Source organism: Sulfuritalea sp. (assembly GCF_017302275.1).
Lineage (GTDB): Bacteria > Pseudomonadota > Gammaproteobacteria > Burkholderiales > Rhodocyclaceae > Sulfuritalea.
The window spans coordinates 1-12,029 of record NZ_JAFLDR010000033.1 but is presented as its reverse complement, the minus strand read 5'-3'; the positions used below and the strand labels follow the sequence as shown (position 1 = coordinate 12,029).

Annotated in this window: 14 protein-coding genes; 3 read left to right on the top strand and 11 right to left on the bottom strand. The window is 65.4% G+C overall.

Features of this window, described 5'->3' with window-relative positions; genetic code table 11:
• The first annotated feature begins 7 nt into the window (after nt 1-7).
• Complete coding sequence (locus J0M27_RS15955) at nt 8-199, top strand: hypothetical protein (RefSeq protein WP_294993798.1); 192 nt, start codon at nt 8-10, stop codon at nt 197-199.
• Between the two features lie 115 nt (nt 200-314).
• On the opposite strand, the gene lipA is transcribed toward J0M27_RS15955, so the two are convergent.
• The 11 genes from lipA to J0M27_RS15900 all read right to left on the bottom strand — a co-directional run bounded on the left by lipA (nt 315) and on the right by J0M27_RS15900 (nt 11,001).
• The gene (gene lipA / locus J0M27_RS15950; RefSeq protein ID WP_294993796.1) at nt 315-1,250 is read right to left on the bottom strand and encodes a lipoyl synthase; all 936 of its coding nucleotides are present in this window, start codon (nt 1,248-1,250) and stop codon (nt 315-317) included.
• The gene (gene lipB, locus J0M27_RS15945) at nt 1,247-1,867 is read right to left on the bottom strand and encodes a lipoyl(octanoyl) transferase LipB (protein ID WP_294993903.1); all 621 of its coding nucleotides are present in this window, start codon (nt 1,865-1,867) and stop codon (nt 1,247-1,249) included. The genes lipA and lipB overlap by 4 nt, the downstream gene beginning before the upstream one ends.
• 8 nt (nt 1,868-1,875) lie before the next feature.
• Nucleotides 1,876-2,088, bottom strand: coding sequence for a DUF493 family protein (locus J0M27_RS15940; RefSeq protein WP_294993901.1), 213 nt, complete (start codon nt 2,086-2,088; stop codon nt 1,876-1,878).
• Between the two features lie 160 nt (nt 2,089-2,248).
• A complete protein-coding gene (locus J0M27_RS15935; RefSeq protein ID WP_294993795.1) occupies nt 2,249-3,124 on the bottom strand; it encodes a D-amino acid aminotransferase in 876 nt (291 codons plus the stop codon).
• Nucleotides 3,121-4,251 carry a D-alanyl-D-alanine carboxypeptidase family protein gene (locus J0M27_RS15930; RefSeq protein ID WP_294993794.1) on the bottom strand — a complete coding sequence of 377 codons (1,131 nt, stop codon included), beginning with the start codon at nt 4,249-4,251 and terminating at the stop codon, nt 3,121-3,123. The genes J0M27_RS15935 and J0M27_RS15930 overlap by 4 nt, the downstream gene beginning before the upstream one ends.
• 57 nt (nt 4,252-4,308) lie before the next feature.
• Nucleotides 4,309-5,277 (bottom strand): septal ring lytic transglycosylase RlpA family protein, encoded by a 969-nt coding sequence (locus J0M27_RS15925; RefSeq protein ID WP_294993793.1) that lies wholly within the window; start codon nt 5,275-5,277, stop codon nt 4,309-4,311.
• Nucleotides 5,274-6,311 (bottom strand): rod shape-determining protein RodA, encoded by a 1,038-nt coding sequence (gene rodA, locus J0M27_RS15920; RefSeq protein WP_294993898.1) that lies wholly within the window; start codon nt 6,309-6,311, stop codon nt 5,274-5,276. The genes J0M27_RS15925 and rodA overlap by 4 nt, the downstream gene beginning before the upstream one ends.
• Before the next feature lie 68 nt (nt 6,312-6,379).
• Nucleotides 6,380-8,275, bottom strand: coding sequence for a penicillin-binding protein 2 (mrdA, locus tag J0M27_RS15915; RefSeq protein ID WP_294993895.1), 1,896 nt, complete (start codon nt 8,273-8,275; stop codon nt 6,380-6,382).
• A gap of 153 nt (nt 8,276-8,428) precedes the next feature.
• Nucleotides 8,429-8,950 (bottom strand): rod shape-determining protein MreD, encoded by a 522-nt coding sequence (mreD, locus tag J0M27_RS15910; RefSeq protein ID WP_294993792.1) that lies wholly within the window; start codon nt 8,948-8,950, stop codon nt 8,429-8,431.
• Nucleotides 8,950-9,867, bottom strand: a complete 918-nt coding sequence (mreC, locus tag J0M27_RS15905; protein WP_294993789.1) for a rod shape-determining protein MreC — start codon at nt 9,865-9,867, stop codon at nt 8,950-8,952. Before mreC ends, mreD begins: the two co-directional genes overlap by 1 nt.
• 90 nt (nt 9,868-9,957) lie before the next feature.
• Nucleotides 9,958-11,001 carry a rod shape-determining protein gene (locus J0M27_RS15900; protein ID WP_294993787.1) on the bottom strand — a complete coding sequence of 348 codons (1,044 nt, stop codon included), beginning with the start codon at nt 10,999-11,001 and terminating at the stop codon, nt 9,958-9,960.
• 199 nt (nt 11,002-11,200) lie between these two features.
• Between J0M27_RS15900 and gatC the strand changes: the two genes are divergently transcribed.
• On the top strand, nt 11,201-11,488 hold the full coding sequence (gene gatC / locus J0M27_RS15895) for an Asp-tRNA(Asn)/Glu-tRNA(Gln) amidotransferase subunit GatC (protein WP_294993785.1): 288 nt from the start codon (nt 11,201-11,203) through the stop codon (nt 11,486-11,488).
• A gap of 5 nt (nt 11,489-11,493) precedes the next feature.
• On the top strand, nt 11,494-12,029 hold a 536-nt coding region (locus J0M27_RS15890), incomplete at its 3' end, for an amidase (RefSeq protein ID WP_294993892.1).

Below are 12,029 nucleotides of genomic sequence, written 5' to 3'. Positions count from 1 at the left end.
AAAATTGATGAAGAAGCCGCTGTCGTTAGCGGAACAAGTTAAAGCTGCCAGAGATGAAGTGGCTAGCTGGCCTGAGTCTGTAAGGTCAGCAACGGAATTGCGCCACTCAGATCTTTTTCAGTGCTTTCAACAAGAGTCATCACGCAACACCGCTGGAACTAACACACAGAAGTTGCATGATGCCGCTCTAGAAGCCTGATATCCAGCAACCTTCTTGATTAATTGCAAGATACATAGGCCCTATGGGGCCTATGTGCATTTTTAACCATACTTTTCCGCTCTTCACCGAGCATAGCGAAACAACCACTATCGCTTTAAGCCACGCCCGCGCCGTGCGCCTGCAAATCAGCGTGGTAACTGGAACGCACCAGCGGCGCCGACGCCGCATGGGTGAAGCCCATGGCCTCGGCTTCCTGCGCGTACATGGCGAAGACATCAGGATGCACATAGCGCAGCACCGGCAGGTGATGGCCGGAAGGCGCGAGGTACTGGCCGATGGTCAGCATCTCGACGTGGTGGGTGCGCAGGTCGCGCAAGGTTTCTAGGATTTCCTCGTCGGTCTCGCCCAAGCCGACCATCAGGCCCGACTTGGTCGGGACATGCGGAACGCGCGCCTTGAAGGCTTTCAGCAGTTGCAGCGAGTGCGCGTAGTCGGCGCCGGGGCGGGCCTGCTTGTAGAGGCGCGGCACGGTTTCCATGTTGTGGTTCATGACGTCGGGCGGCGTCGCCGCGAGGATGTCGATCGCAATGTCGAGCCGGCCGCGGAAGTCCGGCACCAGCACTTCGATCTTCGTTCCGGGTGAGTATTCGCGCACCCTCGCGATGCAGTCGGCGAAGTGCTGGGCGCCGCCGTCGCGCAGGTCGTCGCGGTCCACGCTGGTGATGACGACATACTTGAGTTTCATGGCCGCGATGGTGCGCGCGAGCTTTTCCGGCTCCTCGGCATCGGGCGGCAGCGGCTTGCCGTGGCCGACGTCGCAGAAGGGGCAGCGTCGGGTGCACAGGTCGCCGAGGATCATGAAGGTGGCCGTGCCGTTGCCGAAGCACTCGCCGATGTTGGGGCAGGTGGCTTCCTCGCAAACGGTGTGCAGCTGGTGTTCGCGCAGGATCTGCTTGATCTCGCCGAAGCGCGCCGCGCTGTTGCCGGCCTTGACGCGAATCCAGGAAGGTTTCTTCAGCGTGGTCTCGGCCGGCACCACCTTGATCGGGATGCGCGCGGTCTTGGCTTCGCCCTTTTGCTTGGTCGTCATTTGTAATCCGTTTCCAGTTGCCTGGCCAGGTGCGCGGCCAGCTGCCTGCCTACTATCGCAGCTTCCAGGCCGGCGCGCCATTGTGGAGAACACGCACTCAGTTGTGTCACGGCCATGCCCGCATAGCCGCAGGGGTTGATCGCGTCGTAGGGCGCGAGGTCCATGTCAATGTTGAGCGAGACGCCGTGATAGCTGCAGCCATGCTTGATGCGCAGGCCCAGCGCGGCGATCTTGGCGGCGCCGACATAGACGCCGGGAGCGCCGGCGCGGCGTTCGGCAAGCACCTGGTAGTCCGCCAGCAGATCGATCACCGCCTGCTCGATGCGATGGACCAGGCCGCGCACCGAGAACTCGCGACGACGCAGGTCGAGCAGCAGGTAGATCACGACCTGTCCGGGGCCGTGGTAGGTGATCTGACCGCCGCGGTCGATCTGCACCACGGGGATGCCGATGTCGGCCAGCAGGTGCTCGGGCCGGCCGGAGAGGCCCTGGGTGAACACCGGCGGATGCTCGCAGAGCCATAGTTCATCCGGCGTATCCGCAGCGCGCGCGGCGGTGAATTCCTGCATCGCGGCGAAGGTCGGCGCGTAGTCGACGCGGCCGAGTTCGCGCAGCATCGGCGCGCTCACAACACGACCTTGACCATGGGATGCGCGGTCAGCCCGCGATAGAGCGCATCGAGTTGTGCCTGCGAGGTGGCGCGCACGGTGCAGGTCAGCGCCAGGTAGTTGCCGGCTTTCGAAAGCCTCCTCTCCATGGTCGCGGCGTCGAAGTCCGGCGCATGGACGCACACCAGTTCAGCAATGGACTGCGCGAAACCGTCGGCATTCGCGCCCATGATCTTGAGCGGAAAGTCGCAGGGGAATTCGAGCAGGGTGGTCAAGGACCTTCCCCCCATCCCCCTTCCCACGGAAGGGGGTGACAAGGGTTCGCCGCTGCGCGGCTCCATACTTGTGACTGCGCCGCCCTTGGGGCGGCCCTGCGAGCGGCGCATTTCATCATGCGCCTCGCATCACCGTGGCCTTGAAGTCCTGGTACCACGAGTACATCTGCGCGAACACCGGTCCTGGCGTACCGCCCGCGCCGACTTTTCTGCCAACCGCGCTTCCATCGAGCGTGACGATGGGCAGCACCTCCTTGGTCGAGGAACACATCCAGAGCTCGTCGGCGGCGCGCGTTTCGGCGTCGGTGATGTCGCGCACTTCATAGGGCAGGCCGTGGCGTGCGGCGAGTTCGAGGATGACGTCGTAGGTGATGCCGGGCAGCATCAGGTGGTTCTGGATCGGCGCCAGCAGCACGCCGTCCCTGACGACGAAAATCGAGGAGGCCGAGCCTTCGGTGAGGAAGCCGTCGCGAAACAGCACGGTCTCGACGCAGCCGGCGGCGACCGCCATCTGGCGCAGCAGGCAGTTGGCCAACAGCGAGGTGGTCTTGAGGTCGCAGCGCAGCCAGCGGATGTCGGCCGCGGACACCGCGGCGATGCCCTGCTCGCGCTGGCTGGCCGGCGGCGTCGTCATCGGCTCGGCGAGGATCACCGAAGTCGGCGTCACCTCCTTCGGGAAGGCGTGGTTGCGCACCGCCATCGGCCCGCGCGTGACCTGGATGTAGATCGACTGGTCTTCCCATTCCGCCTCGGCGGCGAGTTGCGTAACGTAGCCGATCCACTCGCTCATGCCATGCGGATTGGCAAGCTGGATGCCGTCGAGGCTGTGCTGCAGGCGCTGCAAATGTTGTTCGAGGCGGAAGGGCCGCCGCGAATAGACCGGGATCACTTCGTAGACGCCGTCGCCGAAAAGGAAGCCGCGATCCATGACGGAAATCCGCGCCTCCTCGGGCGGCAACCACCGACCATCGAGAAAAACGCGCGCCGTCATTGGAAGAACAGCCGGATGTCGTCCCACAGCCGGCCGATAATGCCGGCGACGGGAACTTCCGCCTGGGCGACGACCGGATATTCGCCCCAGGGCTGGCCGGCGACGGTGAGGCGCAGCGTGCCGACCTGGCTGCCGGCGGCGATCGGCGCCAGCAGCGGCTGGCGGCTGACCAGTTGGGCGCCAACCTTGTCCGTCGCGCCACGTGGAATCGAGATCACGAAGTCCTCGGCGAAGCCGGCACCGACGGCGTTCTGCGCCCCCTTGAACACCCGCAGCTGTGAAATCGCCTGCCCCTTGTCATAGAGCTTGACCGCGTCGAAGGCGGTGAATCCCCAGTTGAGCAGATTGAGCGAATCGCGGGCGCGAGCTTCTTCGGAAGCGGTGCCGAGCACCACGCTGATGAGCCGGCGCGGTCCGCGCTTGGCAGTGGCGATCAGGCAGTAGCCGGCGGCACTGGAATGGCCGGTCTTGAGGCCGTCGACGGTCGGGTCGGCCCACAGCAGGCGATTGCGGTTGTGCTGGCGGATGCCGTTGTAGGTATATTCCTTGATCGCATGCAGGGCATGGGTTTCCGGATGGTCGCGGATCAGGGCGGCGGCCAGCTTCGCCATGTCGCGCGCGGTCGAATAATGGGTCGGCGCGGGGCCTTCGAAATAGCCGCTGGCATTGAGGAAATTGCTGTCCTTGAGGCCCAGCCGTTGCGCGCTGCGATTCATCATCGCGGCGAACTGGTCCTCCGTGCCGCCGATGGCCTCGGCCAGGGCCACCGAGGCATCGTTGCCGGACTGGATCACCATGCCCTTGAACAGGTCGTCGACCGACACGCCCTTGTTCACCGGCACGAAGCTGCGCGAGCCCTGGGTGCGCCAGGCGCGCTCGGACACCGTCACCGGCTGCGTCAGGGAGAGCGTCTTGTTCTGCAGCGCCTCGGCGACCAGGTAGGTGGTCATCACCTTGGTCAGCGAGGCCGGCTCCAGCTTGAGGTCGGGCTCCTGCGCGGCCAGAACCTGGCCGCTGGCATAGTCCATCAACAACCAGGCGCGCGCGCTCAGGGTTGGTGCGGGAAGGGGTTGGGCATGGCTGGCGGCCCCGGCCAGCAGGGTGAAAAGCAGAACGAGAAATCGCATGGGGTGTGCCGAAACGCGGAAGGATGGTGATTATAAGTTGGCCGGCGCCGGCAGCCGCTAGCGCTGCACGATGAGCGGGGTCATGCCCAGGCTCTCGCGCAGGCGCCCGCCGGCGAGCTGTGCGGCGGCGGCGTCGGGCCAGGGGCCGAGCTGGACGCGGAACAGCTTGCCGGCCGACTGCACCGCCAGCCTGCTGGCGAGATCACCCAGTTCGCGTGCCAGGCGCGCGCGCAGCGCGTCGGCGTTGTCGCGGTTGCCGAAGGCGCCCAGTTGCAGGAAATGGCCGCGGGCGTCCTGCACCTGCGGCAGCGGCGGCTCCGGTTCGGCCGCCGCCAGTTTCGCGATCGGATCGTCCTCGTCGCGGCGCGGCGGCGCGGTCGCCGAACCCGGCGCGGCGGCAAGCACCTGGCCCGGCAGGACGCTTTCCACCTCGACCAGGGTGCTGCCGCTGCCGATGTATCCGAGCTTCCAGGCCGCAGTCCACGACAGGTCGATCTCGCGTCCGGCATGGAAGGGCCCGCGATCATTGACGCGCACCACCACCGACTTGCCGTTGGCGGGATTGCTCACGCGCACATAGGAGGGGATCGGCAGCGTCGGATGCGCCGCCGTCATGCCGAACATGTCGTAGGGCTCGCCGCTGGAGGTTTTCTGGCCGTGGAACTTGCGGCCGTACCAGCTGCCGATGCCGCGCGCCCTGTAGGGCTGCAGCGTGCGCAGCGGCACGTAGTCGCGGCCGAAGACGGAATACGGGTTGTTGGCGAAGCGGTGCAGCGGCTCCGCCTTCGGCACCGCATCGGGAATCGCCTCGATGTCGGCAGGCACCTGGTCGCCGGGACCGTCATCCTTGTAGAAACCACCGCTGTACTTGATCGCAGGCGGCGGCTTTTTCGCTTCGGCCTTGAGAGTCGGCGCTGGCGGCACGGCGGCTGGCGGCGCCTCGCCCCTGTCATCGACCGGTCGTGGCGCCTGCGTGCCGCAGGCGGCAAGCGCCAGGGTCAACATCAATGGCGCAAGGCGGGTCACTTCTGCACCAACATCCGATTGCCGTGGATCGACATCAATATGCCGATGCCGATGAACAGCGTCACCAGCGCCGTGCCACCGTAGCTGACCAGTGGCAACGGCACGCCGACCACCGGCAGGATGCCGGAGACCATGCCCATGTTCACGAAGGCATAGGTGAAGAAAATCATGGTCACCGCGCCCGCCAGCAAGCGCGAAAACAGGGTCGCTGCGTTCGCGGCGATCATCAGCCCGCGGCCGATCAGCAGGGCGTAGAGCACCAGCAGGATCAGGTTGCCGAAGAGACCGAACTCCTCGGAGTACACCGCGAAAATGAAGTCGGTATGCCGCTCGGGAATGAACTCGAGCTGGGCCTGCGTGCCGGATTTCCAGCCCTTGCCGAAAATGCCGCCGGAGCCGATGGCAATCGTGGACTGGATGATGTGGAAGCCCTTGCCCAGCGGGTCTTTTTCCGGGTCGAGCAGGGTGAGTATCCGGTGACGCTGGTAGTCGTGCAGCAGATTCCAAGCCAGCGGCGCTGCGGCGATGGCGGCCACCGCCATGCCGATAATGATCTTCCACGACAGGCCGGCGAAGAAGATCACATAGAAGCCGGCGGCAAGTACCAGGATGGCGGTGCCCAGATCCGGTTGGCGCGCGATCAGGCCCACCGGCAGCAGCAGCAGCAGCGCGGCAATCGCGTAATCGCGCAGGCGTGGCATGGCCTCGCGCTGCTGGAAGAACCAGGCCAGCAGCAGGGGCATCGCGATCTTCATCAGTTCGGACGGCTGGATGCGCATGAAGCCGAGGTTGAGCCAGCGCCGCGCCCCCTTCGAGATGTCGCCGAACAGGGCGACGCCGACCAGCAGCAGCAGGCCGAGCAGGTAGATCGGCACCGCAAGATGCATCAGCCGCTGCGGCGGCACCTGGGCCACGACGCGCATCACCCCGATCGCCACCGCCATGTTGAGCAGCTGGGCGTTGATCCGCTCCGGCGAGGCGCTGACCATGATGCCGAAGGCCAGCAGCACCAGCAGGGCGGTGATGCCCAGCAGCGGGCCGTCGAGCGGCGCCACCAGCTTCTGCCACCAGCCGCGCAGCGTGGACAGTCCGAAGCCGGGGTTCACCGCGTATCTCCTTCAACGGCGTCCTCATCGGCCGGGGCGGGAGCCTTCGGTTTCTTGCCCAGCAGGTAATAGTCGAATACCTGGCGCGCGATCGGCGCCGCAGCCCGGGCGCCGAAGCCGCCGTTCTCGACCAGTACCGCCAGCGCGATCTTCGGCTCGTCGGCCGGGGCGAAGGCGATGTACAGGGCGTGATCGCGCAGGTGGGCCGCCATGGTTTCGGTCTTGTGCTCGGCGCCCTTGTAGGAGAACACCTGTGCCGTACCGGTTTTGCCCGCGGCGACGTATTCGGCGCCGGCGAAGGCGCGGGCGCCGGTGCCCTCCTTGTTGACGCCCACCATGGCGTGCTTGATGACCTCGAGGTGCTCGGGCTTGAGCTTGAGGTCACGCAGCGGCTCAGGCTCGATCAGGCGCTTGTCGCCGCTGCGCGTGTCGGTGACGTACTTGACCAGGTGCGGGCGGAACATCACGCCCTTGTTGGCGATGATCGCCGTCGCCTGCGCCAGCTGGATCGGCGTATAGGCGTTGTAGCCCTGGCCGATGCCGATGGAGATGGTCTCCCCGGCGTACCACTTCTGCTGCTCGGGCTTGCGAAAACGCTTCTTCTTCCATTCCTGCGACGGAAGGACGCCTTCCGATTCGCCGTCGATGTCGATCCCGGTGCGCTGTCCCAATCCCAGGCGACCCATGAAGGCAGCGATGTTGTCGATACCCATGTCGTTGGCCAGGATGTAGTAGTAGGTGTCGCAGGAATGCACGACGGACTTGTACATGTCCACCATGCCGTGGCCGCCCTTCTTGTCGTCGCGGAAATGGTGGCCGCCGAAATTGAAGAAGCCCGGATCGGAAATCGCCTGCTCGGGGCGGCGCTTGCCCAGTTCCAATGCCGCCAGCGCCATGAAGGGTTTGAAGGTCGAGCCAGGCGGGTAGGCGCCGTTCAGGGCGCGATTGACCATCGGCTTGTCCGGCGATTCGTTGAGTTCGCGCCAGCTCTGCGTGTCGATGCCATCGACGAACAGGTTGGGGTCGTAGTTGGGTACCGAGACCATGGCCAGGATGCCGCCGGTCGCCGGCTCGATCGCCACCAGCGAACCCTTGCGATCGCCGAAGGCCTGCTCGGCGATGCGCTGCAGTTCGGCATCGATGGTCAGCGTCAGTTGGTTGCCGGCCACCGGCGGCGTGTGCGTCAGGGTGCGCACGGCGCGGCCTCCAGCATCGACTTCGACCTGTTCATGGCCGCTGATGCCGTGCAGGTCGAACTCGTAGCGCTGCTCCAGCCCCGTCTTGCCGAAGTGGTCGGTGCCGCGATAGTTGGCATCCTCCTCGCGCGCCTCGATCTTCTCCAGGTCGCGGTCGGTGATGCGGCCGATGTAGCCGAGGATGTGCGACGCATAGGCGCCGCCTGGATACTGGCGGAACAACCGCGCCTTGATCTCGACGCCCGGGAAGCGATAGCGGTGGGCGATGAACTTCGCCACTTCCTCGTCCGAAAGCCGGGTGCGAATCGGCAGCGTCTCGAAACTCTTGCTCTCGTCCATCAGTTTCTTGAAGCGGCGGCGATCCTTGGCCTCGATTTCGATGATCGTGGCCAGGCCGTCGATGGTCTTCTCCAGGTCGCCGGCGCGCGCGGGGGTGATCTCCAGCGTATAGGCCGAGTAGTTGCGCGCCAGCACCGTGCCGTTGCGATCGACGATCAGGCCCCGGTTGGGCACGATGGGCACCAGTGAAATGCGGTTGTCCTCGGCACGCGTCTGGTAGTAGTCGTGCTGCACGACCTGCAGCCAGAGAAAGCGCGCGAACAACAGGGTGAAACAGACCAGCACGAAACCGCCGGCGACCGCGATGCGTGACCGGAAGCGTTCGAGTTCCTCCTGGGGGTTCTTGAATTCCACTATTGACGTGAAACAACTCGTTCGAAGCGACCGGTAATAGTCGAGCGAAGCGAGCTGCTTGGTAGCCCCGCCCTGGGGCGGGGATGGGGGTGGGGGGCCTTCAATTTGCCTTTCGCGTGTTTCATCTTCGGTGAGTGTATCTGGGTGCAGTGAGCGTTAAATCGGACGGTGGACATCTTTGTCTTCCGGCCGGAACTGCGGGATCAGCAACAGGTAGGTCACCGGATGCCACAGCAGCGTCGCCGTGAAGCTGGAGAGGAACCACAGCACGCCGGGAAATTCGGAGCCGCCGATCATGCGCGTCACCATCATCACCAGTTGCATGCCGAGGAACATCGGCAACACGTGCAATGCCTGCTGCGCCAACGGAAACCACAACACCCGGCGCGACCACCCGGCGGCGCCAAAGGCCAGCAGCACGTAGGCCAGGGCGTGCTGGCCCATGACACTAGCGTCGGCGACGTCCATCGCCAGGCCGAGCACGAAGCCCGCCGCCATGCCGACCTTCAGCGGCTGGTGCACGCACCAGAAGGCCAGTACCAGGGCCACCCAGTCGGGAATGCCGGGCAGGCGGCCGAACGGCACCAGGTTCAGCACCAGGGCCACCATCAGGGTGAACACGATGAACCAGTTCCTGACCGGCAGCAGGATGCGACGCGAGGAATGTGTGGGTTGCATCAGCGGACTTTCTTCTTCACGCGCTTGCCCTTCGGCAGGTCAGGCGTAGCGGGCGCATCGTCCGGCTGGGGCGGCAAGGCCGTGCGGCTACCGAGCACCAGAACCAGGCCATGGCGCTCGACACCCGCCAGCGGCTCGCAGGTGATGCGGGCGAAGGAATGCGAACTGTCGCGGTCCATCTTCACCACCTTGGCCACCGGCAGGCCGGGCAGGTAGACGCCGTCGAGACCCGAGGTGACCAGTACATCGCCGACCTGGACCTCGGCGTTGGCGGCGAGGAAGCGCAGCTCCATCATCCCGGCACCGGCGCCGGCCAGCACCGCGCGCAGGCCGTTACGCTGCACCGCGACCGGGATCGCCTGTTCCTTGTCGGTCAGCAGCAGCACTTCCGAGGTCAGCGGAAATACCCGCGCCACCTGCCCGATGACGCCGATGTCGTCGACCACCGCCTGTCCGGCGGCGATGCCCTGCTGGCTGCCCTTGTCGATGATCACGCGGCGCGAAAACGGGTCGCGCGCGGCATAGAGTATCTCGGCGATGCGTCCTTCCACCGGCTGGCGCTCGCGCATATCGAGCAGCGTGCGCAGGCGCTTGTTTTCCTGTTCGAGGTGATCCTGGCGCAGCAGCAGGTTGGCGGTGCCAAGCTGGCGCCGGCGCAGGTCCTCGTTTTCCTTGAGCAGCGTCGCCTGGCGCGACAGGTAGGCGCCGAAATCGCCGGCGGCATCGATCGGCATGCCCGTCGCGCGCTGCAAGGGCCACGCCGCCGTGGCCACGGCCAGCCGCGCCCATTCCAGGGTATGGAAACGCAGGTCGGCGATCAGCAGGACCAGCGAAAGGGACACAAAGAAAGCCAGCCGCACGAGCGGTGCCGGACCCCGCTTGAAGAAGGGTGGCGGAGCATGGCCAACGACTGACATCAAGGCAGGTGCGCCCTCGGAAGAATTGGACCCGGAAGGGCCCCGCGCGGGAAAGCCCGGGGCCAGCTTGCAAGCTACACGGGGCCGGGCTTACTCGTTGGCAAAAATACTGCCGAGTTTGTCCATCTTTTCGAGCGCCATGCCGGAGCCACGGGCGACGCAGGTCAGCGGGTCGTCGGCGACGATTACCGGCAGGCCGGTTTCCTCGGTCAGCAGGCGGTCAAGGTCGTGCAGCAGGGCTCCGCCGCCGGTCAGCACCAGGCCGCGCTCGGCGATGTCGGCGCCGAGTTCGGGCGGGGTCTTTTCCAGCGCGTCCTTGACCGCCTTGACCACCTGGTTGAGCGGCTCGGAAAGCGCCTCCAGCACTTCGTTGGAGGAAATCGTGAACTTGCGCGGGATGCCCTCGGCGCGATTGATGCCGGAGACTTCCATCTCGCGCACTTCGGCGCCGGGGAAGGCCGAACCGATCTGCTTCTTGATGTTCTCGGCGCTGTTGTCGCCGATCTGCATCCCGTAGTTGCGGCTGATGTAGGAGATGATGGCCTCGTCGAACTTGTCGCCGCCGACACGCACCGAATTGGCGTAGACCATGCCGCCCAGCGAGATCACGCCGACCTCGGTGGTTCCGCCGCCGATATCCACCACCATCGAGCCGGTGGCGTCCGACACCGGCAGGCCGGCGCCGATCGCCGCGGCCATTGGTTCCTCGATCAGGTACACCTGCGAGGCGCCGGCGCCCAGCGCGGACTCGCGGATGGCGCGGCGCTCGACCTGGGTCGAGCCCGAGGGCACGCAGATGATGATGCGCGGGCTCGGCGAAAACAGGCGCGACTCGTGCACCCGCTTGATGAACTGCTTCAACATCTGCTCGGTAACGGTGAAGTCGGCGATTACGCCATCCTTCAAGGGCCGGATCACCGAAATCTCTTTCGGATTGCGGCCGATCATGGTCTTGGCCTCCTTGCCCACCGCCTGGATGGTCTTCTTGGCGTTGGGGCCGCCTTCGACGCGAATGGCGACTACGGAGGGTTCATCGAGCACCACGCCCTTGCCGCGCACGTAAATCAGCGTGTTGGCGGTACCGAGGTCGATGGCGAGGTCGTTGGAAAAATAGGAGCGGAGAAAGCCGAACATCGTGGTCCCAGTGTTGAAGCCCGCCTTGGGAAGGCCGGGGCTGAAATCGATTGTCAGTTTAGGCTGACGCAGGTGCTTGCCGGCATCTCGCGCGGCGGCATAGCCAAGGTCGCATATGATAACCTATCGCGCCCTTCGATTCAGGCCGCAGACCGCCTTGTTTCCGTTGGGCTCCACGTTATCCACCCCACTCCTCGCCATGTCCCTCAGTCCGGAAGACGTCTCCCGCATCGCCCTTTTGTCGCGCATCGAACTTTCCGCCACGGAACTCGAAACCACACGCGACCAGTTGAATGGCATCCTCGGCTTCATCGAGCAGTTGCAGGCCGTCGACACCACCGGCATCGAGCCTATGGCCCACGCCGTCGATGTGGTGCAGCGCCTGCGCCCCGACATGGTCACCGAAACGGACCGCCGCGCCGACTTCCAGGCGGTGGCGCCGGAAACGGAGGCGGGTTTGTATCTGGTGCCGAGGGTGGTGGAATGAGCGATCTGATCAACGCATCCCTACGTGAGTTGTCCGCCGCGCTGAGGGCGAAGAAGGTCTCATCCGTCGAGCTGGCCACGCTGTTCCTCGACCGCATCGACAAACTCAATCCGGCGCTCAACGCCTTCATCACCGTCGACCGCGAGCAGACGCTGGCGCAGGCGCGCGCGGCCGATGCAAGAGTCGGCGCTGGCGATACGGCGACCTCGCCGCTGGCCGGCATCCCCCTGGCGCACAAGGATATTTTCTGTACCAGGGGCTGGCGCACGAGCTGCGGCTCACGCATGTTGGAGAATTTCGTTTCGCCCTACGACGCCCATGTCGTGGAAAAGCTCGCCGCCGCCGGCATGGTCACGCTGGGCAAGCTCAACATGGACGAGTTTGCCATGGGTTCGTCCAACGAAACCTCGTTTTTCGGCCCGGTGAAGAATCCCTGGGACACCGCCCGCGTGCCCGGCGGCTCCTCCGGCGGCTCGGCCGCCGCGATCGCCGCGCGTCTCGCTCCGGCCGCCACCGGCACCGACACCGGCGGCTCGATCCG